This is a genomic window from Pseudovibrio sp. W74 (assembly GCF_001623085.1).
Lineage (GTDB): Bacteria > Pseudomonadota > Alphaproteobacteria > Rhizobiales > Stappiaceae > Pseudovibrio.
In genome coordinates this window covers 114,034-135,304 of record NZ_LMCJ01000013.1, presented here as the reverse complement: position 1 = coordinate 135,304, position 21,271 = coordinate 114,034, and the positions used below count along the sequence as shown (strand labels likewise).

The 21,271-nt window shown below is 52.6% G+C and carries 19 protein-coding genes and 1 pseudogene; 8 read left to right on the top strand and 12 right to left on the bottom strand.

Annotated features, from left to right (window positions below; genetic code table 11):
* The 5 genes and pseudogenes from PsW74_RS29675 to PsW74_RS09570 form a co-directional block, all read right to left on the bottom strand.
* Positions 1–188: pseudogene (locus PsW74_RS29675) on the bottom strand (ABC transporter permease); the annotation flags it as partial.
* Positions 189–198: 10 nt separating this feature from the next.
* Positions 199–1,302 carry an ABC transporter permease gene (locus PsW74_RS09585; RefSeq protein WP_063286754.1) on the bottom strand — a complete coding sequence of 368 codons (1,104 nt, stop codon included), beginning with the start codon at positions 1,300–1,302 and terminating at the stop codon, positions 199–201.
* Between the two features lie 61 nt (positions 1,303–1,363).
* Entirely contained in the window at positions 1,364–2,902 is a 1,539-nt protein-coding gene (locus PsW74_RS09580) for an ABC transporter ATP-binding protein (protein WP_063286845.1), read from the bottom strand.
* Positions 2,903–3,208: 306 nt separating this feature from the next.
* Complete coding sequence (locus tag PsW74_RS09575; RefSeq protein WP_082830530.1) at positions 3,209–4,207, bottom strand: BMP family ABC transporter substrate-binding protein; 999 nt, start codon at positions 4,205–4,207, stop codon at positions 3,209–3,211.
* 69 nt (positions 4,208–4,276) lie between these two features.
* Complete coding sequence (locus PsW74_RS09570) at positions 4,277–5,209, bottom strand: sugar-binding domain-containing protein (protein ID WP_244271720.1); 933 nt, start codon at positions 5,207–5,209, stop codon at positions 4,277–4,279.
* A gap of 728 nt (positions 5,210–5,937) precedes the next feature.
* Here PsW74_RS09570 and PsW74_RS09565 point away from each other — a divergent pair.
* The 4 genes from PsW74_RS09565 to hrpB all read left to right on the top strand — a co-directional run bounded on the left by PsW74_RS09565 (position 5,938) and on the right by hrpB (position 11,064).
* A complete protein-coding gene (locus PsW74_RS09565; RefSeq protein ID WP_208860247.1) occupies positions 5,938–6,762 on the top strand; it encodes a DUF1194 domain-containing protein in 825 nt (274 codons plus the stop codon).
* A gap of 261 nt (positions 6,763–7,023) precedes the next feature.
* On the top strand, positions 7,024–7,452 hold the full coding sequence (locus PsW74_RS09560) for a methylglyoxal synthase (protein WP_063286753.1): 429 nt from the start codon (positions 7,024–7,026) through the stop codon (positions 7,450–7,452).
* 14 nt (positions 7,453–7,466) lie between these two features.
* On the top strand, positions 7,467–8,510 hold the full coding sequence (glk, locus tag PsW74_RS09555; protein ID WP_063286752.1) for a glucokinase: 1,044 nt from the start codon (positions 7,467–7,469) through the stop codon (positions 8,508–8,510).
* A 100-nt stretch (positions 8,511–8,610) separates the two neighbouring features.
* On the top strand, positions 8,611–11,064 hold the full coding sequence (gene hrpB / locus PsW74_RS09550; RefSeq protein ID WP_063286751.1) for an ATP-dependent helicase HrpB: 2,454 nt from the start codon (positions 8,611–8,613) through the stop codon (positions 11,062–11,064).
* A 53-nt stretch (positions 11,065–11,117) separates the two neighbouring features.
* Here hrpB and bfr read toward each other — a convergent pair whose 3' ends face one another.
* Both bfr and PsW74_RS09540 read right to left on the bottom strand, forming a co-directional pair.
* Positions 11,118–11,603 carry a bacterioferritin gene (gene bfr / locus PsW74_RS09545; RefSeq protein ID WP_054784322.1) on the bottom strand — a complete coding sequence of 162 codons (486 nt, stop codon included), beginning with the start codon at positions 11,601–11,603 and terminating at the stop codon, positions 11,118–11,120.
* A gap of 54 nt (positions 11,604–11,657) precedes the next feature.
* A complete protein-coding gene (locus PsW74_RS09540; RefSeq protein WP_063286750.1) occupies positions 11,658–11,867 on the bottom strand; it encodes a (2Fe-2S)-binding protein in 210 nt (69 codons plus the stop codon).
* Between the two features lie 117 nt (positions 11,868–11,984).
* Here PsW74_RS09540 and PsW74_RS09535 point away from each other — a divergent pair, with 117 nt between their 5' ends.
* Positions 11,985–12,746 carry an SDR family oxidoreductase gene (locus PsW74_RS09535; protein WP_063286749.1) on the top strand — a complete coding sequence of 254 codons (762 nt, stop codon included), beginning with the start codon at positions 11,985–11,987 and terminating at the stop codon, positions 12,744–12,746.
* Between the two features lie 165 nt (positions 12,747–12,911).
* Positions 12,912–13,637 (top strand): hypothetical protein, encoded by a 726-nt coding sequence (locus tag PsW74_RS09530; protein WP_208987915.1) that lies wholly within the window; start codon positions 12,912–12,914, stop codon positions 13,635–13,637.
* 32 nt (positions 13,638–13,669) lie between these two features.
* Here PsW74_RS09530 and PsW74_RS09525 read toward each other — a convergent pair whose 3' ends face one another.
* From PsW74_RS09525 to PsW74_RS09505, 5 genes are all read right to left on the bottom strand, one after another.
* Positions 13,670–14,470 (bottom strand): xanthine dehydrogenase family protein subunit M, encoded by an 801-nt coding sequence (locus tag PsW74_RS09525; protein ID WP_063286748.1) that lies wholly within the window; start codon positions 14,468–14,470, stop codon positions 13,670–13,672.
* 41 nt (positions 14,471–14,511) lie between these two features.
* A complete protein-coding gene (locus tag PsW74_RS09520; protein ID WP_063286747.1) occupies positions 14,512–15,009 on the bottom strand; it encodes a hypothetical protein in 498 nt (165 codons plus the stop codon).
* Between the two features lie 3 nt (positions 15,010–15,012).
* Entirely contained in the window at positions 15,013–17,376 is a 2,364-nt protein-coding gene (locus PsW74_RS09515) for a xanthine dehydrogenase family protein molybdopterin-binding subunit (protein WP_063286746.1), read from the bottom strand.
* A gap of 108 nt (positions 17,377–17,484) precedes the next feature.
* Positions 17,485–17,973: a (2Fe-2S)-binding protein gene (locus tag PsW74_RS09510; protein ID WP_057464199.1), complete on the bottom strand. Its 489-nt coding sequence runs from the start codon at positions 17,971–17,973 to the stop codon at positions 17,485–17,487.
* Between the two features lie 193 nt (positions 17,974–18,166).
* On the bottom strand, positions 18,167–18,868 hold the full coding sequence (locus tag PsW74_RS09505) for a carbon monoxide dehydrogenase subunit G (protein ID WP_057464200.1): 702 nt from the start codon (positions 18,866–18,868) through the stop codon (positions 18,167–18,169).
* Between the two features lie 605 nt (positions 18,869–19,473).
* On the opposite strand from PsW74_RS09505, the gene PsW74_RS09500 reads away from it, so the two are divergent.
* Positions 19,474–20,430, top strand: coding sequence for a class I SAM-dependent methyltransferase (locus PsW74_RS09500; RefSeq protein WP_063286842.1), 957 nt, complete (start codon positions 19,474–19,476; stop codon positions 20,428–20,430).
* 4 nt (positions 20,431–20,434) lie between these two features.
* The gene (locus PsW74_RS09495; protein ID WP_063286745.1) at positions 20,435–21,271 is read left to right on the top strand and encodes an RNA methyltransferase; all 837 of its coding nucleotides are present in this window, start codon (positions 20,435–20,437) and stop codon (positions 21,269–21,271) included.

Genomic DNA, 21,271 nt, shown 5'->3' with positions numbered 1-21,271 from the left:
CCGATCCATGGGCTCTGGAAGACGTAGGCTGCGGCAGCGGCAGCAAAAGCTGCGCCGAGGATCTTACCTTCCAGACCGATATCAACGATACCGGAACGCTCTGAAAACAGGCCAGCAAGGCACGCAAACAGAAGAGGAGTTGACAGGCGGAATGTGCTGTCGAGAACGAGAATGATTGTGTCTAACATGTCCGTCTCCCTATGCTTCTGCTGTGCTTGATGAGAAGCGATCGAAGAACGCTACGACTGCTGGGCGGAACATATGCTCAAGAGCACCAGCGAAGAGAATAACCAGGGCCTGAATGACCACGATCATGTCGCGTGAGATTGTTGGGATTTCGAACGCCAGCTCTGCGCCGCCCTGATAGAGCAAACCAAAGAGCATGGAGGCGAGAATAATCCCGATCGGATGCCCTCGTCCCATCAGCGCTACCGCGATACCAACGAAGCCTGCACCACCTGCGAAGTCGAGAAGCAAGCGTGTCTGCTCACCCATCACAACGTTGATGCCCATCAAGCCAGCAAGAGCACCGGAAATCAGCATGGTTACAACAGTAATGCGAACCGGGGAGATGCCAGCGTAGGCTGCTGCATCCGGGTTTGCACCGAAGCTGCGGATTTCATAGCCAAGCTTGGTGTGCCAGATCAGAAGCCAGACCACCACGCAAACAGCAAGAGCGAGGAAGAACGCCAGGTTCACAGGAGACTGACCGAAGTCGAAGCTTGAGAAGACGTTTCTGAGCAGCGGAAGCTGACCGCCAGCCTCGAAGTTGCGAGAGGATGGGGACATCGTACCCTGAGGGATCAGGATGTTAGACAGCAGGTACACCATCAACGCGGATGCGATGAAGTTGAACATGATCGTCGTAATAACGATGTGAGAGCCGCGCTTAGCCTGCAGGTAGCCCGGAATGAATGCCCAGGCTGCACCGAATACGGCACCACCGATAATCGCGAATGGGAACGTCACCCACCATGGCACAAAGCGGTCCATGGCGAGGCAGACCAGAGCGATACCCAGGCCGCCGACATAGGCCTGACCTTCACCACCAATGTTAAACAGACCAGCGTGGAAAGCGACTGCCACAGCCAGGCCCGTAAAGATAAAGTTGGTTGCGTAGTAGAGGGTATAGCCAAAGCCTTCACCGTAACCCAGCGCGCCCCAGACGAGCCATTTAACGGCTTCGAACGGATCTTCGCCAATTACTACAACGACCAAGCCAGAGATGATAAATGCCGCGAGCAGGTTGAGGGCCGGTAAAACACCGTAGTCAACCCAACGAGGAAGTTGCCCCTTACTCATTTCTGTGTTCCCCCAAATGTCAGGTCAAAGCAAATTTTGTTGTTAAACAGGGAGTTCATGATCATTCTGCTGCCTCTTGATTGACACCAGCCATGAGAAGACCAAGATCCTGCTCTGTTGCTTCTGGCCCGCGTTCACCAACCACGTTGCCATCAAACATGACAATGATGCGGTCGGAGAGTGAACGAATTTCTTCAAGCTCCACGGATACAAGAAGGACAGCTTTGCCCTGCGCGCGCATGTCCATGATCCGGTTGTGGATGTACTCAATCGCACCGATATCAACACCGCGTGTCGGCTGACCGATCAGAAGAACGTCCGGGTTACACTCAATTTCACGTGCCAGAACGATTTTCTGCTGGTTACCGCCAGAGAACTTTGCAGCTGTCATTTCGGTGGTTGGAGGGCGAATGTCGTACTTCTCGATGCGTTCCTTAGCTTCCTTACGGATTGCATCTTTATTGAGGAACATACCTTTTGAGTATTTCGGTTCGCGATGGTAGCCGAGAATGGAGTTCTCATACTCTGCGAACTTGTTGACCAGCCCCATCCGGTGGCGATCTTCAGGTACGTGGCTCATTCCCTTGGTGCGCATTTCAGCTGCATTATGTGCCGCTGAGAGGTCCAGCGTCTCGCCTGACAGCTCCATCTTGCCGCTTTCGGCGCGGGTGATGCCGGAAAGAGCTGCGAGGAGCTCAGACTGACCGTTACCGGAAACGCCTGCGATACCAAGAACTTCACCTGCACGCACTTCGAAGGAAACATCCTTCACGCGCATCACGCCGCGATCATCCCGAACGTTGAGGCCTTCCACTTTGAGGAGAGGCTTGCCAACTTCGACTTCAGGCTTGTCCACTTCCAGAAGAACACTGCGGCCAACCATAAGTTCAGCCAGTTCTTCCATGGAGGTTTGAGCAGTTTTGCGAGAGGCCACCATTTCACCACGACGCATCACGGACACCGTATCGGTCACATCCATGATCTCACGCAGTTTGTGGGTGATAAGCAGAACTGTTTTACCCTGATCGCGCAGTACGCGAAGAATGCGGAAGAGGTGATCAGCTTCAGATGGTGTCAAAACACCGGTCGGCTCATCAAGAATGAGAATGTCTGCGCCACGGTACAGAGCCTTCAGGATCTCTACTCGTTGCTGCAAACCAACTGGCAATTCACCCACGACTGCGTCCGGGTCAATTGTCATGTCGTATTCGTCTGCCAAACGCTTAAGTTCGCGACGTGCGTTTGCTACACCATCTTTCAACAGTGCGCCGCCCTCAGCGCCAAGAATAACGTTTTCTAGAACTGTGAATGGATCGACGAGCATAAAATGCTGGTGCACCATACCGATGCCCTGCGCAATCGCGCTCTTCGAATCAGGAATAGTGGTTGTCTTGTCATCGATCTTAATTGTTCCGCTATCGGCATGGTAAAAACCGTAGAGGATCGACATCAAGGTGGATTTGCCCGCTCCGTTCTCCCCAATGATGCCGTGAATGGACCCTTTTCCTACAACAAGGTCAATGTCCTTGTTTGCTTGAACAGGCCCAAAACTTTTACTAACGCCAATTAACTCGATGGCAGGTACATTGCTTTCAGCCACTGTTGCCCGGCCTTTCTGGTCTATCAAATCAATAACTTGCGCATCAATCTCGTTCTTGCTTTCGAAGTACACCGTTTCAAAAGCGTTGCCCCACCCCCAGGAGAAGCAGAGAACAGATCCCAATGCAGTTATCCTCGTTTCCCCTTCAACCTTCGCTCCCAAAGGCTGAAAACTCTACTCGGGCTACAGGGGCGCAAGTCCCTCATAAATCCCTTCAAGACCGAAAGTCTGGAAGGAGTGGTCGTTCCGAAGAACCACCGTAAGCGAAAATGCCCACACCAGATAGTGCGGGCACTTTCCATTAGATTAGAACGGACAGGTAGAATCCACCATGTAATCGTGAACTTCTACTTTGCCAGAAATAATATCCATCTTTGCCTGTTCAACTGCAGACTGCATTTCTGCTGTGATGAGAGGCTTGTTATACTCGTCGTAAGACCAGGAAACACCATTCTCAGCAAGGCCGAGAACTTCAACACCTGAAGTCCACTTGCCTTCTTTAGCATCTGTCAGCGTCTTATCGACAGCAACATCTACTGCTTTGATCATGGAAGTCAGAACAGAACCCGGATGCAGGTGGTTCTGGTTGGAATCCACACCGATACCCAGCTTGCCTTCATCTGCAGCTGCCTGAAGAACGCCAGTGCCGGTCAAGCCTGCTGCGTGGAACACAACATCTGCGCCACGCGCGAACTGTGAACGAGCAAGTTCACCACCCTTGAGTGGGTCAGTCCATGCTGCGCCGGTGGTTCCGGTCATGTTTTCGATAATTTCAATGTCAGGCTTCGCGTATTTCGCGCCCTGCTTGTAACCACATGCAAACTTGCGGATCAGCGGAATGTCCATACCGCCAACAAAACCGATGGTGTCGGATTCAGTTGACATTGCAGCCAGAAGACCAACGAGGAATGAACCTTCACCTTCTTTGAAGACGATGGAACGCACGTTTGGCAGGTCTACAACGGAATCAACAATTGCGAAGTGCGTGTCAGGAAATTCCTTAGCAACTTTCTCCAGTGCAGCTGCCTGAGCGAAACCAATCGTGATGATTGGATCGAGACCACGTCGCGCGAAGTTACGCAGAGCCTGTTCACGCTGAGATGGATTCTGGATTTCAAAATCGCGGAACTTGATGCCTGTGCGTTCTTCGAACTGCAACGCGCCTTTGTAAGCTGCTTCATTGAAAGACCGGTCATTACGACCGCCGAAATCATAAACGACTGCGGGCTTGAAAGTTTCTGCCATAGCTCCAGTCGTCATGACTGCTGCTAAAGCAACTGCACCGAGGATTGTTGTGGTTTTCACGGTTTCTTCCTTATTATATCTTCCCGTAGAGCGGAAAGGACTCTCCCTTAAGAAGAACAGACTCCCAACTTATGTCGTTGCTTCGAGCTCGTTCTCTTTCAGCAGGCCAGCAAGTTCTCTGGCCAAAACCTCATCGATGATCAGATCCTTGATGATGCCGGTCGCCAATGCTGCCAGTGTTGCTTTCGCCTTGCGGTAACCGCCAACGATCGCGACAACATGCGCCTTGCGGACGTCATCAAAGTGCAATCCAACTGCTTTTTCGTTTAGAGAACAGGCCACTTCGTTGCCGTCAATGTCGACAAAGCGGCCCATCACGTCAGAACACGCACCGCTTTCCAGCAGCTCTTCACGTTCTTCAGAGGTAATCAGCTTGCGTTGTACAAGGTGGCCTTCCTTCTCAACGGACCCGATGCCGATGATGAAGAGTTCTGCGGCCTTCGCTCTTGCGAGCAGCTCCTGAACAGCGCCCTGAGACACAAAGGTGTCTCTTTCTGCTTTGGTTTCAGCAATATAAGGAACAGGAAGATAGAAACCTTCACCGCCTGTCTTCGCACATAGCTGCTGCACAACATCATACGGGTTGGCAGAAAGACGACGGGTGAGCGAGCCGGATACGGACAGCAGCTCAAGCTCAGGAAGGTGGACACGAGGCATCGCCTCGATGGTGGACTGGAGCGTGCGCCCCATGCCTACGCCAATGCGCTTAGGTGGATTCGTTGTAAAAAGTGAATGAAGGTATTGGCCAGCAAAAGATGAAACTGCCGTGAAAGAGTCTGTTTCGTCACCGCTGCCAAGATCCGGAGCAATAAAGCAATTTTCCAGATTCATTCGCTTACAGAGAAATTGTTCTAATTCAACGCATTCAGAAGGCCTGGCTTCGATATGAAATTTTATCAAGCCTTCTTTTTGAGCATGTGCTATTAGGCGATGAACTTTTGCAGGAGAAACCCCAAGGCGGCCAGCAATCTCTCCCTGAGTGCTTCGGCCAATGAAAGACATCCAAGCGGCCCTAATGGCCAAAGATGTGGTCCATTCGTCTGCCTTCATGGTCTAGCCTCTTATATTCCTATATGGCTTTCTGGAAATATCTCCAGAATCCATTCCCAATTTTCCTACCGAAATGCTCAGTTTCAGAGCTTCTGAGCACTCCCCCAAATCAGAGAAGAATATTTCTTCACCACGTGAGAAATATTTCAACCACACATTTGCATTAGGTGAAACGGAAGGTCAAGGAAATAAACTGCGCGATTTGCAGAATCTTATTGCTAGCTAACTAAACCACTGTTTTTGCCATACTAATAAAATCAAATAGTTTCAATTCAAGTACTTGCGGAAATTACTTAGGTTACGACTCACGTCTCAGGTCAAATTTGCAAAGCGATCATGAAGAAATTAATCAACTTTATGTAACATTTGATCAACTCTCAATATTTGTAAAATAAACAAAATATTTTCAACGCACTAACTGGCACAACATTTGTCGCCGCAAAATCTTCAGATTGCGTTTACTGGCAAATCAAACAGTTATTTTCCGCAGAGCCAGCTTAATACAACCCTATATATATCAATGCTAGTGAATGGTCTTCCACATTCATGGATGACCGTGGGAATACTATGGATGTAACCTGTTTTCGTTAGCTCAGTGCCGATTGCAGCAAAACAAAAAAATTGAGGCGGGGAGGTCCGTGACCGGGACACCCTGAACCTTGCAAAAAAGGAGGCTGAAAATGCGGCCCATGTGCACAAAACCCCTCACTGCGATTGCGGGCGCATTCGCACTTGGTGGTTTCTTGTTTTCTACCCCCATTCTGGCAACTTCCAATACTCATGCATCTTTGAACTTTGATATGTCCAAGGAGGTGGACCTTGAACTGGTTCTGGCCGTGGACATTTCTCAAAGCATGGATCCAGAGGAACAGCGCATTCAAAGAGAAGGGTATGTTGCGGCACTGACATCTGACGAGGTGCTTGATGCGATCAAATACGGCCCCATCGGTCGCATTGCTGTTGCCTACATGGAGTGGGGCGGCAAAGACGAGCACTTTGTTGTTGCGGACTGGACCATTATTTCGGACGAGGCAACTGCGGGTAAGTTTGCAGGCAAGATTGCCGAAGCCCCCTTGCGCCGGGTGCAGCGCACTTCCATCTCCTCCGCGCTGACACAGGCGGTCAATCTGGTCATCGCGAACGAATACAACGGCATGCGTCAGGTCATCGATATCTCCGGCGATGGTCCAAACAATCAGGGCAGCGCTGTCACCGAAGCGCGTGATGCTGCGATCGCGCAGGGTATGACAGTCAACGGTCTGCCTTTGATGCTGAAGGAAGAGAGCATTTCGTGGCAATCCATGCTGCATCTGGACCATTATTATGAAGACTGTGTCATTGGTGGACCTGGGGCATTTTCGATTCCAGTCCGCTCCAAGGAAGGCTTCAGTGATGCCATCCGCATGAAGCTTGTGCTGGAGATTGCCGGTCTTGTCGATGACAAACCCAAATTCATCCGCGCCAAGTCACGCAGAGATATGGTCATGTGCTCTTTGTTCGACTGATGCTGCTGGCTCCGAAATGTTTCGGAAACCTGTGTATGACCTGCTGCCGTTTGTCGCCGCTCAAATATCAGTCACAAACGGCGCAAGTTGACTCTTTCAAAGCCTGTCAAGACGCGCTAAAGGATAAGTAATCCCAAGAGACTTAGAGCATGCCGTGCACAGTTTCAGGCAAGCTCTAAGTTTTTGTTTCTGCGTGTCCCTCTCCGAAAAACGGAACCACCTTTCAGGGATGCGCTCCAGCGACGTGTTGACGGAGCCCAAATGACCGAGCGTAGAACTCTCGCCCTTATCGCCCACGATGCAAAAAAAGACGAAATGGTCGCGTTTGCCAAATTGCACGAAAGCAAACTCGCTGACTATAAGCTCTTTGCGACGGGGACAACGGGTGGCCGTATTCAGGATGCATGCCCATCTCTGGATGTAGAACGCATGAAAAGCGGCCCGCTTGGTGGTGACCAGCAGATTGGCGCAATGATTGCTGACCGCGCCTTGGATGGCCTGTTCTTCTTTGTCGACCCCCTCTCCCCAATGCCGCATGATGTGGATGTGAAAGCGTTGATGCGTCTGGCGCTGGTCTACGATATTCCAATGGCGTTGAACCGCAGTACAGCAGACATCATTTTGCGCTCTGCACGCTTAGCGGGACTTTCCACTTCCTCGCAGACACCAGAAATTTCCAGCCAACAATAAAGTCAAATTTATAAATGCTGCACTCTGCTCCGCTTACAAGAAACCTACCCTACCCGGTCCTTGTCGCTGACATCGGCGGCACGAATGCTCGCTTTGCGTTGATAGAAGGCCCCAATGAGCCAACCAAGCTTTGTGGTCAGGAAGGAACGAAGGCGCATGCAACCATTCAGGATGCCATTCGTGCCGGAGTTCTGGAACAAGGCTACGCTGCGCCACGGTCTGCGGTGCTGGCTGTTGCTGCTCCCGTTTCCAGCGACCGGATCGCCCTGACCAATGCAAGCTGGGTGATTGAGCCTCCCGCTCTCATCAAAGAGCTTGGTCTGGAACAAGTGGTTCTTCTCAACGACTTTGAGGCACAGGCGCTTGCCTTGCCATCCCTTTCCCCAGTCGATCTGGATCAGGTGGGCGGCGGCGTGGCTGAGCAGAACGCGACCAAGTTTGTTGTTGGTCCGGGTACTGGCCTTGGTGCTGGTGCGATGATCCGCTCCTGCGGAAAGTGGATTCCGGTTCCCGGCGAAGGCGGCCATGTTGAGCTTGGCCCGTTGAGTGAGGAAGAATACCGCATCTGGCCGTATATCGAGCGCATTGGCGGGCGTGTTGGTGCCGAGCAGGTTGTCTGTGGTGCCGGCCTTGTGCGCCTTGCTAAGGCTGTGCTGCAGGCTGATGGGGTGCATCGTACCTATGAGAAGCCATCGGATGTGCCTTTGGCGGCGGATGATGGTGATGAAGTTGCGCAGAAAGTGCTGCGCTTGTTCAGTGCTGCACTTGGCCGTGTTGCGGGGGATTTCGCAATCACCAATCTTGCGCGCGGCGGTGTGTATCTGGCGGGCGGCATTCCGCCGAAGATCTCGCATTGGCTGCATGGTGGTGAGTTTCGGGCTGCTTTTGAGGCCAAAGCTCCGCATGAAGGCATCATGAAGTCTATTCCGACTTACATCATCACGCACAAAAGCCCTGCCCTTGAAGGCCTCGCGGCTTATACCCGTGCACCTGATGAGTATCTTGTGGACCTGACGGGCCGTAGCTGGCACCGCAAGGACGCCAAGACAGCAGATTAGCCTTGTGCTTAAATTCCAAATTGACTGGAAGCAGCTTTGCATAGATTAAGGTCTGTGGAGCTGCTTCCTCTTTTTTGACGCCTACTTTTTCGCGGAGCCCATGACGTCTTCCTCTTTGCCAATCGAAGCGATCCTGCCGGACTTGCTCTCTGCTCTTGAGCAAAACACCAATGCGGTTCTTGTTGCCGAGCCGGGTGCGGGTAAGACGACCCGTGTGCCGCTCGCCCTGCTGGATGCTCCATGGCGAGACGATGGTAAGATCCTCGTGCTGGAGCCTCGGCGCCTTGCAGCACGTGCTGCTGCGCGACGAATGGCGCATACGCTGGGTGAGAGCGTTGGCGAGACAGTTGGTTACCGCGTGCGTATGGACAGCAAGGTTTCAGGCAAAACACGCATTGAGGTGGTGACGGAAGGTGTCTTCACCCGCATGATCCTTGATGATCCTGAGCTTTCCGGTGTGGCTGCAGTTCTCTTTGATGAATACCACGAGCGCTCCATGGACGGAGACCTTGGGCTGGCGCTTGCTTTGGATGTTCAGGAAGCGTTGCGCGATGACCTGCGCATTGTGCCGATGTCCGCGACGCTGGATGCGGCTGAAGTTTCCAAGCTTTTGGATGATGCACCAATCCTGAAGAGTGAAGGCCGGCAGTATCCGGTTGAGACGCGCTACATTGGCCGCGATCCGCGTGGAAGGCTGGAAGATCAGGTGGCGCGGGCTGTTCGTTCAGCATTAGCTGAAGAGACAGGCTCTGTGCTTGTATTCCTTCCAGGTCAGGGTGAGATCAAGCGCACGCAATCCTTGTTAGAAGGACACGTTGCTGCTGATGTGAGCATTGCACCTCTTTATGGCGCTTTGGATAGTAAGGCGCAGGATCTGGCTGTTCGTCCTGCCAAGCCCGGTCAGCGAAAAGTGGTGCTGACCACAGCCATTGCGCAGACGTCCCTGACTATTGAGGGCGTGCGTATTGTGATTGATGCAGGTCTTTCCCGTGTGCCGCGTTATGATCCGCAAACAGGACTGACACGTCTTGAAACCGTGAAGGTTTCTCGTGCAACTGCAGAGCAGCGCAAGGGGCGCGCGGGCCGTGTGGAATCGGGCATATGTTATCGACTTTGGGAAGAAGCGCAGACGAAGGCCCTTCCTGCTGCTGAAAAGCCAGAGATTTTGGAGAGTGATCTTTCCGGACTTGTGCTTGATGTCGCCAATTGGGGTGTTTCTGATCCCGCTCAGCTGAAGTTTATGACACCGCCGCCTGCTGCTGCCTGGTCTGAGGCTAAAGAACTTCTGGAAGAGCTCGACGCGCTGGATGCAGATGGCAGCCTGACCAAAGCTGGGCGTGACCTTGCCGGACTGCCGCTGCACCCTCGTCTTGGGCACATGCTGGTGCAAGCCTCACAAGAAGGACAAGCCGAGCTGGCATCGCTGATTGCCGTGATTATTGGTGAGCATGGTTTAGGCGGTCGCTCGACTGACCTGCGAGATCGCTTACGCCGTTTGATGCAAGACCAGAGTCCACGAGGCAAAGAGGCACGGGCGCAGGCCAAGCGCTGGGTGAAGCTTGTTGGCGAACGCCCCTCTGAGCGTGCCAATTTTGAGGATGCGGGCGATATCCTGAGCCTTGCCTATCCTGACCGCATCGCACAGCAACGTGGTGCCCGGGGCAGCTTCCGCCTTGCCAATGGGCGTGGTGCACAGCTGGAAGAGAGCGAGGCGCTTTATGCCGAGAAATTCTTGAGTATTGCTGAAGTGACCGGTACAGCAGCTCGCGCACGTATCTTGCTGGCTGCGCCGCTTTCCCTCAATGAACTCGAAGCCCGCTTTGCCTCTCACATCCGCGAGAAGGAACAGGTGCAGCTGATGCCAGATGGCGCCATCAAGGCCGTTCGGCAGCGGGTCCTAGGCAAGTTGGTGCTGAACGAGAAGAAAATCTCTGATCCCGATCCAGAAGCGATTGTTGATGCACTGCTTGACCAGATTGCCCGTAAAGGTGCGGCCCGTCTGCCATGGAGCAAGGATCAATTGCGCTATCGCGGACGCGTAACTTATCTGCGCGAGACTGCTGGGAAAGAATGGCCGGACTTGAGCGATAAGGCTCTGAATACAGACTTTGAGTGGCTGCGTCCGTTTCTGGCAGGGAAGACAGCGCTGTCTCAAGTGAGTGCGGGCACGTTGGGGGACGCGCTTGCAACGCTGGTTCCGTGGGAGTTGAGTTCGGAGCTGGACAATCTGGCCCCCTCACACTTTGTCGTACCCACCGGATCGCGCATTCCGATTGATTATGATGGCGAGCAAGGGCCGATGCTTTCCGTTCGGGTGCAGGAGTTGTTTGGCCTTGCGGAGCACCCAAGCATTTGCGGTGGGAAGGTTCAGCTGGTGCTGCAACTGCTCTCCCCTGCTCAGCGGCCTATTCAGATCACCAAGAACCTACCTGGGTTCTGGCAAGGGTCCTGGGCGGATGTGAAGGCTGATATGAAGGGGCAGTACCCAAAACACCCGTGGCCTGATAATCCGCTGGTTGCAGAAGCTACGCGTCGGGTGAAACCGCGCAAATAAAAAGCCGAAGAGCATAACGCTCTCCGGCCTTCTAAAACTCAAAGATGAAAAGCTTATTCGCCTTCATTTGCAGGAGTTGCCTGCAGCAGGCCGTAGCGCTCAACGCCAATCTTTTCCAGAAGTTCCAGCTGGGTTTCGAGGAAGTCAATGTGACCTTCTTCGTCTGCCATCAGGTCTTCAAAAAGCTTCATGGTGACGTAATCACCTTCATCACGGCAAACTTCGCGTGCTTCTTTGTAAAGAGCACGAGCGGAGTATTCACCTGCCAGATCGCATTCAAGGCATTCCTTGAGGTCCTGACCGATGCGCAGCGGATCGAGTGTCTGCAGATTCGGGTGACCTTCGAGGAAAATGATACGCTCGATCAGTTTATCGGCGTGTTCCATTTCCTCAATGGATTCTTCACGTTCTTTTTTTGCAAGCTTTGTGAAGCCCCAGTCTTCAAGGAGACGGTAGTGCAGCCAGTATTGATTTACTGCGGTCAGCTCGTGGCGTAGAGCCTTGTTGAGATATTCCAGTACTTTAGGTTCACCCTTCATGTCACTCTCTCCTTGACAAATTGAGGTATTGACCTTTTTTAGAATAATTCCAAGTTACTGTCCAGAGTCATCTTTAACTTGTTCAGCCTCAGCGTATACAACTTCGATGATGCTTTTAAAGCAACCACCACATTTTGGCCTGTACCCAAGGTGACGAAATACCGCGCCCGGAGTGGGGACTCCCCCCTCAGGATTCTCGCAAAGCTCACGTGCAGCTTGTTTTATTTGTTTGTCATTAATGACGTTGCAGTGACAAATGATCATTGTTGGTTGCTTTCGGGCTCCCAATTTCGCTTGCAAAGCATTATATAAACAGTAGATCTTTTAAAACTAGAGAATAATACTCCAGTTTCCTGCAGTCCTATCACGAGCAAAGCCCCTATGAACACCAACCAAACGACGAAGGATCTCCGCAAGACAATCGTCTTAACGGGCGCAAGCCGTGGAATCGGCCACGCAACCGTAAAGAAATTTTCTTCAGCGGGTTATCGGGTCATTAGCTGTTCCAGACAACCATTTTCTGACAAATGCCCTTGGCCATCCGGGCCGGAAGACCACATTGAAGTGGACTTGGGTGATGCAGATAATCTGGAAAACGCCGTTCTCCAGATCAAAGAGCGTCTGAAAGACAACGGCTCCATGCTTCATGCCCTTGTCAACAATGCGGGTATCAGCCCGAAAGACGAGGAAGGCCAACGCCTCGATTCCCTGACAACCCCAATGCAAACATGGCGAGATGTGTTTCAGGTAAACTTCTTCGCGCCAATTATGCTGGCTCGCGGTTTGTTTGATGAGCTGAAGGCTGCGAGAGGTTCCGTCGTGAACGTCACGTCCATCGCCGGGAGCCGTGTGCATCCGTTTGCTGGAACAGCTTATGCGACTTCCAAGGCGGCTCTTGCTTCCCTGACACGCGAGATGGCTGCTGACTTTGGGCCACATGGCGTTCGTGTGAATGCGATTGCTCCGGGTGAAATCGACACTTCGATTCTCTCACCAGGTACCGAAAAAATCGTCGAGACCATTCCGATGCGCCGTCTTGGCAGCACGACAGAAGTGGCAGACACCATCTACTTCCTGTGCTCTGCTCCATCTTCTTACGTGACAGGCGCTGAAATACATATCAACGGCGGTCAGCACGTATAAACGCGTTCTTATGTGAAACGTGAAAGGGGCGCTTTGGGCGCCCTTTTTTGTTGCAAGCTTGCGTGCTGAAGAGCGCCAATCATTGGCAATATTTCTTAGCTCTTTTTTATGGAACCTCTGATTTAATTAGCTGGTTGCATCAAGAAGTGTTGGGGGATCAAACACATGCCAGCGGTCAACTTAAAGAGGGTGCCCGTCGTTTTGTACGGCATGGTGTTTCTGATCGTGCTGCTTGGCATTGTTCAGCAGGTGTTCGTTGACACCATTGGCATTGAAACGCCTTTGAAAGACCTGCGGCATATTTCTCTCGATGAAGAACTCAACCTCGGCGCATGGTTCTCCTCCATGGTGATGCTCTGCATTGCTGGATTGACCGCTCTGATTGGCATCATTGAACGACATTCCAAGAAACCGCAAAACTGGCCCTACTGGTTGGTGCTCGCCTTTGGTTTTCTCTACATGTCCGTTGACGAGAACATCGCAATCCATGAAGTCACGATCGATCCGCTACGCAATGCGTTTGACCTGAGTGGCGCTTTCTACTTTGCGTGGGTGTTGCCTGCTGTGGTTCTGGTTGGAACGCTTGGGCTGATTTATCTTCGCTTTCTCATGCGGTTACCAAGACGGTTTGCTGTTCTGTTTGTACTGTCAGGCAGCATCTATCTGTCCGGTGCGATTGGTTTTGAGATGCTGGGAGCCGTGTTTGCTGGCAGCGAAGGCTATGATGCGCTTGGCTACAAGATCTTCTACATTTTGGAAGAGACATTCGAGCTGGTCGGTCTGACGACCTTTCTCTCTGCTCTGCTTGCCTATCTGGGTGAAGTTCACCAGTACGCGGCCATTACATTCCAGCGATCAATTCAGGCTGGTTATGTCACACCAGAGAAGTGAGGAGAAGGGACAAAGCCCCTTCCCCCAATGTGTTAGCTGGATGCTGCAACAGCACGCTTCGCCATGACCGTCACCAGATTAGCGCGATAGGCAGCGGTACCGTGAAGGTCTGAAAGCATGTTGTCAGCAGATGGTGCCATGCCTGCAACAGCATCGGCAGACCAGTTGCCATCCAGAGCTTTTTCCATGTCAGGCATGCGGAAAACACCATCCTGACCAGCACCTGTCACAGCCACACGAGCACCCGCTTCGGTCTTTGCTACAAAGACGCCAGCCATTGCATAGCGAGAGGCAGGATTAGGGAACTTCGCGTATGCAGTGTTCGATGCGACCGGGAAGACAACCGCAGTCACGATCTCATCTTCATCCAGTGCAGTTTCGAACATGCCAGTGAAGAAATCCTGCGCAGAGAACTCTCGCTTGTTGGTCTCGATGGTTGCCCCAAGAGCCAACAAAGCCGCGGGATAATCCGCTGCAGGGTCATTGTTGGCGACAGAGCCACCAATCGTGCCCATATGGCGGACATGCGGGTCACCGATTGTGCCTGCCAGATCAGCCAGTCCTGGAAGGACAGCCTTGATATCTTCATTGGCCGCGACATCTGCATGGCAAGTTGCTGCACCGATGCGGATTGAGCCATCAGCCTGCTTTACAATGCCGGAGATTTCTCCGATGTGGCGCAGGTCAATCAGATCACTTGGCGCTGCCAGACGTTGCTTCATGGTTGGGATCAAGGTCTGACCACCAGAAAGCAGTTTGCCGTCATCAGCATTTTTCAGCATTGCCGCTGCATCTGACACTGTTGATGCGCGATGATATTTGGTCTCGTACATTTTTAGCCTCCCATCCCCTAAAGGGGTCTTTGGCAGAGTTGCTATGAGTTAAGTTCAGACAATTCAGTTTTCGGGTACGGAATAGCTTCCAGATCGGAAAAGAAAATCTTGCGATTTTGCTCACCGTGGATCAGTTGGCCAAGCCGTGCAGCTCTTTCAAACAGAACTGAGGCTTCGCCTTCTTCCCCTGCCAGCAATGTGGCGCGTGCCAGAAGTTCAGAGGCGTAGGCGTGGTCAAAGTCTGCCATATCCTCTTGATGAACCTCTGTCAGGTCCATGGTCTGCCGGGCGTAACGCATTGCAGCTTCACGGTTTCCAAGCAGAACATGGATACGGCCTACCAGCCACAAACCACGTTGGTGATGGACTTTCGTTCCGGCCTGAAGCCAGTGCCAAAGGCTGGCGTGGGCGACATGGAGCATCTCGTCATTTTCCTCGGGCGAGCGGCTCTCATTTTCTAAGAGAGCCCATGCGCGCTGATTGAGTTCGATGGCGATGAACTTGTGATCCAATGTCGATTTAGCGCCAGCCTGTGCCATTGATTACTCCGCTGCCTGCTTCATGCCGTTGTCCTGAATGAGCTGCCAGACGCGGTTTGGCGAGGCAGGCATATTCATGTCACGAATGCCAAGGGCGTCCGTCACGGCGTTGATGACAGCAGGTGGTGACCCAATCGCGCCAGCCTCTCCGCAGCCCTTCATGCCGAGCGGATTGCCCGGGCATTCAGTGACTGTGGTTTCCAGCGTGAAGGACGGCACATCATCCGCACGCGGCATGGTGTAATCCATGTAGGACGCTGTAAGCAGCTGACCGTCTTCGTCATACTGGGTGTGTTCCAGCATGGCTTGACCGATGCCCTGCACCAAACCACCGTGCACCTGACCTTCCACAATCATCGGATTGATGATGGTGCCGAAGTCATCAGCTGCGACAAAGTTCTCGATGGAGACAACGCCCGTATCCGGATCAACTTCGACCTCGCAGATGTAACACCCTGCAGGGAACGTGAAGTTAGTTGGATCGTAGAAGGCACCTTCCTTCAGGCCGGGTTCCATGCCTTCCGGCAGGTTGTGGGCTGTGTAAGCTGCCAGAGAAACTTCGGTGAAGGTGAGTTTCTTATCGGTTCCGGTGACTTTCAACTCACCGTTCTCGATTTCGATGTCCCCTTCGGACGCTTCCATCAGGTGCGCTGCGATCTTCTTCGCCTTGGCTTCGACTTTGTCGAGTGCCTTAGCAATTGCAGACATACCAACGGCACCAGAGCGGGAGCCATATGTGCCCATGCCCATCTGCACTTTGTCGGTATCACCATGGACGATGGAGATGCTCTCCGTTGGCAGGCCAAGCCGGTCAGAGACCAACTGAGCGAATGTGGTTTCGTGACCCTGGCCATGGCTGTGCGACCCGGTCAGAACCTCAATGGTTCCAACGGCATTCACACGAACCTCAGCAGATTCCCAAAGACCTACACCTGCGCCGAGTGAACCGACAGCCTGAGATGGTGCGATACCACATGCCTCAATGTAGCAAGACATACCGATACCACGGAGCTTGCCAGCCGCTTCAGACTGAGTGCGTCGCTGAGCAAACCCATCATAATCGATGGCCTTCATGGCTGCATCAAGAGAGGCTTCATAATCACCAGCGTCATAAGCCATGATCACTGGTGTTTGATGCGGGAACTCGCGCACAAAGTTGATGCGGCGGAACTCAGCTGGCGCCATGCCAACTTCTTTTGCAGCCGTTTCCATCATGCGCTCAACCACATAGGTGGCTTCCGGACGTCCTGCACCGCGATATGCATCCACTGGAGTGGTGTTGGTGTAGACCGCTTTCACATTCGCGTAGATGTTTGGAATGTTGTACTGGCCCGACAGCAACGTCGCGTACAGATAGGTTGGTACAGAAGATGAAAACAAAGACATGTAAGCGCCAAGGTTGGCGACTGTCTTCACACGGAACCCGGTGATTTTGTTGTTCGCATCCAGAGCCAGCTCTGCGGTGCTGTGGTGATCACGACCATGCGCATCTGTCAGGAAGGCTTCTGTACGGTCGGAAGTCCACTTAACGGGACGGCCAACACGCTTTGTTGCCCAAAGACAAGCAATCTCTTCGGGATAGATGAAGATCTTGGAGCCGAAGCCACCGCCAACATCCGGTGCAACTACGCGCAGCTTGTTCTCAGGTGCCACGTTGTAGAACGCGGAGAGTACCAAGCGTGCCACATGCGGGTTCTGAGAGGTGGTGTAAAGCGTGTAGTGCTCTTCTGACGGATCAAAATGCGCCAAAGCAGAGCGTGGTTCCATCGGATTTGGAACAAGGCGGTTGTTGTCGATGTCCATCCGGGTGATGTGTGCTGCGTTTGCAAACGCTTCATCCGTTGGAGCTTCCTCGCCGATCTCCCAATCGTAGATGAGGTTACCAGCGGCTTCCGGATGGAGCTGTGGTGCGCCATCTTTCAGAGCGTCAAGACTGTCAACGACAGCTGGCAAGTCTTCATATTCCACCACAACAGCTTCTGCTGCATCACGTGCCTGCTGCTGAGTATCAGCAACAACAACTGCGATGGCCTGACCGACATAACGGACTGTTTCCGACTCCAAAGCACGGTACGCGCCCATGTTCATTGGAGAACCATCTTTGGAATGGATCATCCATCCGCAAATGATGTTGCCGATGCCGTCCGCGACCAGCTGATGTCCGTTCAAGACTGCATCAACACCCGGCATTTTCATCGCGTCATCTGTGTTGATGGACTTAATGCGTGCATGAGCGTGTGTTGAGCGAACGAAAGCGGCGTGGCCCATGCGTTGCATGGTCATGTCATCGGTGTAGCGGCCATTTCCGGTAATAAATCTTTTGTCTTCTTTGCGCAGCACTCGTGCGCCGATTCCTTCTGCTGTCATTTCCATCCCCTCCCGGAAGGTTGACTTCAGCAACTGTTCATAGGCTCCAGCAGTGCAACGCACCTGAAATAAGGTGCAGCTGGATCAACGATCAGTTGAATTTCCGAATTATTCTGCGGCTTCGAGAACTTCGGCCATTTCGTCAGCTGCGGCTTTGATTGCCTTGACGATGTTGTGGTAGCCGGTGCAGCGACAAATGTTGCCTTCCAGCTCATGGCGGATTGTTTTCTCGTCGAGATCTGTTCCCAGGCGATCAATCATATCGATTGCAGACATGATCATGCCAGGGGTACAGAAACCGCACTGAAGACCGTGGTTTTCCTTGAAGGCTTTCTGCATGATGTGCAGTTGGCCATTTTGGGAAACACCTTCAATTGTGGTGACAGCAGACCCAGTTGCCTGAACGGCAAGCATACTGCAGGACTTCACTGCTTTACCGTCCATGTGCACGAGACATGCACCACACTGTGAGGTGTCACAGCCGATGTGTGTTCCGGTCAGTCCCTGATTTTCGCGCAGAAATGTAGACAAAAGAGTGCGGTCTTCGACCTCACCAGAAATCTGCTTTCCATTCACCGTCATAGAGACAGTCGTCATGGTTTTCCTCCCTCAAAAAAGCCTGCAATTTCGCGTCCGCAGACTATGAAGCCAACAGCCTTGGTCAGGATCTCCCGTCCTATCAAGGCAGTTGGTTGTAATTTAGGCCATTGGCCTTGTTATTCGGCGGGGCCGTTAGCTTACAAAGCGCCCTCTACGCGCCTTGCAAAATCCGACCGCCAAATTCCTAGTTTCAAAGTAACCAATAAAGAGCAATCAAAACAACCAGAGCCATAAGGCCCCAACCCAGCGGACCACCTAAGAATCCCTTGCCCGCTGCAACTTCTACCTTCTCCTCAACGTCTTTGACTGCATCTTCCAACGCATGTTCAGCATCGGCCATGGCTTCAACTGATCCTTCGATGGCGTGCTCGTTTGCGATAGACTTGGCTTCCTCGATCAGCCCCTGATCCAACTCAACAGCTTCTAGCGGCTCGTCCTTGCCTGCTACCGGAGTTCCACCGAGTTCTCTGTTCAGATTCGAGAAGAACTCCTCAGCCATCTTCTTGGCAGTTGAATCGATCAACCGGTTTCCCAATTGAGCAAGTTTACCACCGACCTTTGCATTAACCTCATAACTCAGAAGAGTGCCATCCCCACTCTCTGACAGGGTTACATCTGCCGAGCCCTTCGCAAACCCTGCAACACCGCCTTTGCCCTCTCCGGAAATTTTGTAGGAGTTAGGCGGGTTCAGATCGGAGAGGGTTACTTCTCCTTTGAACTTGGCTTTGACCGGTCCTACTTTCGCTGTGACCGTGGCAGACATCTCAGTGTCGGAGGTTTTTTCCAGGCTATCGCAACCGGGAATACACTTTTTCAGCAATTCAGGATCGTTGAGAGCTTCCCAAACCTTTTCCTGACTCGCAGGTATTTGCTGCTCTCCAGACATTTCCATGGATTGGCCCCCTCGTTCTTTTCAGTGCTTCCTTTAGGTAGGCTCCACGCCTTAAGGTCACTTTTGCATTCCACGTCATGTAGATTGGACTTAAATCGAGGGAAAAGACAAGTACCTCTCGTGTTAAAATTGTCATGGATGCTCAAAACTTCTTTTCAGAACACAACGACGTTTTATACGTCCTGCATTATGCTGGTGTTCCCACGCTGTGGATACTCACTTAACGGTAAAGAGCTTGTTTTGCGCTAAAGCGTTGACCCGAGGCCCGCATCGCCTTAATGCCTTTTCATTAAATAAACGAATTCAGCGTGAGGCTTTGTCTCGCGTTTGTGCGCAGAAAATCAAAGGCAACATCCTTGAGCAAATCACCCAAAGGCGGCGCTCCACGAACCCGCAATGCGCAATCCAAAAAAGGCGGAGCACGGAAGGACAACGGTCCGAAGCGTGGTTTTTCTGCCAAACGCGATACCCGAGATAATCGGGACCAGAGAGAGGCGCGCAATCTCCGCGACACTCGTGGTGGCAAGAAAGATAGCGCAGCAGCAACGCGCCCGAACCGGCGAGACCAAACGCGCAGCGCTCCAGCCACCACGGTTGTTGAGCCCATCGTACGCGAACATAAGCCAACATCTGCCCGCTTCACCACCCCTGCCAGCGTTTTGCCTGTGATGGTGGAAATGAACGGCTGGGACGATTATGCCCTGTTGGATATGGGACATGGACAAAAGCTTGAGCGCTATGGTCGCTATAAGCTGATCCGCCCTGAAGCGCAGGCTATGGGCGCCCCTCGCCTGCCAGAAAGCGAATGGAAAAGCGCAGACGCTATCTTTACCGGTGACGTCGAAGAAGAAGGCCCTGGCCGCTGGAAGTTTGCCAATCAGGTTGATGAGATCTGGCAGATGAAATACGGCCCTGCCACCTTCAATGGCCAGTTCATGTCTTTTCGCCATGTGGGTGTGTTTCCTGAACAGGCAGCGCACTGGGATTGGGTTGGTGAGCAGATCAAAAAAGCAGATCGTCCGCTCAAAGTTCTCAACCTGTTTGGATACACAGGAATGGCTTCGCTATTGCCTGCTGCTCTTGGCGCGCAAGTCACTCATGTTGATGCTTCTAAAAAGGCCATTGTCTGGGCACGTGAGAACCAGGAGTTATCCGGCCTTGAAGATAAGCCAATTCGCTGGATCTGTGATGACGCCATGAAGTTTGTGGAGCGGGAAGTGCGCCGCGGAAACACCTATGACGGCATTATCCTTGACCCGCCGAAATATGGTCGCGGGCCGAATGGAGAGGTCTGGGACTTCTTTGAGAGCGTACCGCACATGTTAGCGTGCGTGCGAAAGCTGCTCTCGCCCAATGCGCAGTTCCTTCTGATGTCCAGCTACGCTATCCGTGCCAGCTTCCTGTCTTCTCATGAGTTGATGCGTGAATGCCTTGATGGTTTGCCGGGCACGATTGAATCTGGTGAGCTGGCTATTCGCGAACTTGATGGACCACGATTGCTCTCAACCTCCCTATTCAGCCGGTGGAGCGCACCTGAAAACAATAAGGCTGAGGGAGCATAACCCGATGGAAACCAGAGATAATCACCGTGCCGGTGCAGTAAAGCAGATCACCTCACACTCCAATCCGATTGTGAAGGAAATCAAAGGCCTTGTTGCTCAGCGCAAGAATCGCAAACAGTCCGGATTGTTCGTTGCTGAAGGCCTGAAACTGGCAACCGATGCATTGGAAGCTGGCTGGGGTGTGCGATATCTGGCGCTTGGTCCTGAAGCTCGTGAGAACAAGATTGCGCTAGAAGCGGCTGCGAAAGCAAAAGCCCGTGGTGCCCTCATTCTTGAGGTGAACACGGCTGTGCTTGGTGCAATCACCCGCCGTGACAACCCGCAGATGGTGGTTGGTGTTTACGAACAGCAGACCATGAAGCTGAGCGACATTGACCCGAAAAGTGCCACGACATGGATCGCGCTCGATCGTGTCCGTGATCCCGGTAATCTGGGAACCATCATCCGCACCGGCGATGCGGTTGGTGCGACTGGCGTTATTCTGATTGACGAAACAACTGATCCATTTGCTGTTGAGACTGTACGTGCGACAATGGGCTCTCTGTTCCATATGCCACTTGTGCGCTGTACTGCTGATGAGTTCGTTGAATTCCGCAAGAGCTGGTCCGGATCTGTGGTTGGCACTCATTTGCGGGGCACAAAGGACTATCGTGCTGTAGATTATAAAGAACCTGTCATTTTGTTGATGGGCAATGAGCAGGCTGGCCTGAGTGATAAACTGGCTGACACCTGCTCTGATCTGGTGAAAATTCCGCAGGCGGGGCAGGCTGATTCAATGAACCTGGCTGTTGCAACGGCTGTGATGCTTTATGAAGTGCGCAGGAACTATCTGAAGCTGTAA